The sequence below is a fragment of the Sulfurihydrogenibium yellowstonense SS-5 genome, from assembly GCF_000173615.1.
GTDB classification, from domain to species: Bacteria; Aquificota; Aquificia; order Aquificales; family Hydrogenothermaceae; genus Sulfurihydrogenibium; species Sulfurihydrogenibium yellowstonense.
Genome location: NZ_ABZS01000211.1, coordinates 1 through 2,445, shown reverse-complemented (window position 1 = coordinate 2,445; position 2,445 = coordinate 1). Strand labels below are relative to the sequence as shown.

General features: G+C 30.1%; 2 protein-coding genes. Both read right to left on the bottom strand.

What is annotated here, in order from left to right; translation table 11 throughout:
• Positions 1-335: 335 nt before the first annotated feature.
• A complete protein-coding gene (locus tag SULYE_RS07640) occupies positions 336-1,193 on the bottom strand; it encodes a sigma-70 family RNA polymerase sigma factor (protein ID WP_007548168.1) in 858 nt (285 codons plus the stop codon).
• 245 nt (positions 1,194-1,438) lie between these two features.
• Entirely contained in the window at positions 1,439-2,359 is a 921-nt protein-coding gene (locus tag SULYE_RS07635; protein ID WP_232178635.1) for a TolC family protein, read from the bottom strand.
• Between the last annotated feature and the right edge of the window lie 86 nt (positions 2,360-2,445).

The following is a 2,445-nucleotide window of genomic DNA, read 5'->3' as shown; positions in this document are numbered from 1 at the left end:
TATTCCCTTGCTTGCTCTGTCTGATATTGTTAAAACTCCTATCTTTGCCTTCTCCATGATTAACCTTCCAAAAGTTTTTTTAAATTTTACAATATTATTATATCTTTTTTAAATAAGATGAATCATATTTAAAGATGTTATGAGATTTCTTAGCCTGATTTAAATGTCAAAATGAAAAAGTGAAAATCTTGATAGATGTCGGAGCAATTCATATAACCTGCCCGTGCGTAAGGATTGAATATTGAAATATAAGACATATATAAAAAATTAGTTTTTCATAACCATAATTTTTATGATATTTCTAATATTTAGATACCTAGCCTTTAATAATTTTTCTATGAAATCAAGTCTTCAAGTTTTTTAATTTTTGCTATTTTTCTTAATTTTTTTAAAACTCTATTTTCTATTTGTCTAACTCTTTCCCTTGATAAACCAACTATTTCTCCCACTTCGTTTAGTGTCTTTGGTTCTTCACCATTTAGCCCAAACCTATGAATAAGGATGGTTCTTTCTCTTTGGGATAAAGTATCTAACAATGTTTCTATGGCTCTTTTTAAATCTTCTTCATTGATATCTTTTTCGATATCAAGTGTATTATAAACAGATATCGTATCTTCTAAGACCAAGTCGTTATCTGTTCCTTCAATAGGTGTATCCAAGGATAAGAAAACGCTTTTAAATAAGAAGTAATTTTCAACCATTTCTTTTTCAACTTTTATACCTTGAGTTTTCAAAAAAGATATAATTTCGTCTATAGATGGCTCTCTGTTTAAAGTATCTTTTAAGTAAGAATAGGCATTATTGATTTTAGAAGCATAAGCGTACATTCTATTTGGCTTTTTTATAATTTCACTTTCATGCTGAATGGTATTTATGATTGATTGTCTTATCCACCAAACCGCATAAGATATAAATCTAACCCCCTTTGATGTATCAAATTTCTTTGCAGCTTCTATCAAACCAACATTTCCTGCTGAGATTAAGTCAGAAAATGGAATTCCATAGCCTGCATATCTTTTGGCTATATTGATTACAAATCTTAAATTAGATATAATAAGCTTTTGAAGTGCTTCTTTATCTCCTTCTTTTACTTTTTTTAGTAAAGACTCCTCTTCTTCTTTGGATAATAGTGGAATTTTATAGATAGACTTAAGATAAAAGTCAACGTTTTCTTCGTGGTTGAACTTTTTCATGAGTCACCTTTTTTCGTTTAATAATATCAGAAATCATTACAAGTTGTCAAATGTTAACTAAGACTGTTTCAAAAATCAACGTTGTCATTCTGAGCGAAGCGAAGAATCTCATGTTTTTTCTTTTCAAATCAAAAAAATCAAAAAAGAGATCCTTCGGACTTCGTCCTCAGGATGACAAGAAAAGGTAAGCTTAAGAGAATTTTGGAACACCTTTCAATATTAACTAAAATAGATATATCTATTAATCACTCACCATTAAGATTCATCAAATCAAAGATTTTTAAATTGTAGTTATAAAGCGTGTTTAGATAAGTCAGCTGTGCTGATTGGTAGTTATTTTCTGATTCTAATACTTCTAATGTGTTTGCTATGTTTGCTTTAAATCTTTCTGTTGATAGTCTAAGTGCTTCTTTTGCTACTTTTAAGTTTTCTTCATTTGCTTTTAGCTGATGTTCCAATGCTTTTATATCTGCCAATGTTTTGTTTAATGTTGTTTTTAATTCTATGATTTTATCTTGGTAGGTTATCTCATTTTTTGTTTTGTCTATCTTTGCTTGCAGTACTCTGCTATCTTTTGCAAAGCCGTCAAACAGGATCCAGTTTAATGATAATCCAAGGTTGTAGCCTTTTTTCCATACTTCTGATGTAGATGGGAATCTTACCTGGTTGTTTGCTTGGTAGTTTACAAATGCTGATAGCGATGGATAGTTTGCTGATTTTTGGTATTCTACTTGCTGTTGTGCTACTTTTATCTGCTGGTTTATTACTTTTAATGCTGTGTTGTTTTCTATGTTTATTTCTTTGTTGTATGTTAGTTTTTCTAAATTTCCTTCCGGTGGTGTTATGTCTTCTATCATTAGAAATCTTTTCAGGTCTTCTATAGATTTTTCGTAGTTTGCTTTTGCGTTTTCATAGTCTGCTATGGCTGATTGTAGCTGTGATGATGCTCTCATAAAGTCGTATTTTGCAAGTAGTCCTGCGTCATACTTTGCTTCTACATATTTATAGTTTTCCTGCCAATATTTCAGATTTTCTTCTTTTATTTTCATTATTTCTTTGTATGTTAAGGATGTAAGAAATAACCTTCTTGCTGTGTCTTTTACTTGCTGTTTTACATCTTCTTTTATCACTTTTTGTAGTTCTAAGTTGCTTTCTGCTACTTTGATAAGATTAAAGACTTGGTAGTCAAATATTTTTTTGAGTTAGTCCTGCTTTTGCTGAGTACTGATTTTTCGGTGTAAATCCTGTTATA

Excerpts from the sequence above, each read along its gene's own strand:
- SULYE_RS07640 (WP_007548168.1), bottom strand. The coding sequence starts at position 1,193 with ATGAAAAAGTTCAACCACGAAGAAAACGTTGACTTTTATCTTAAGTCT.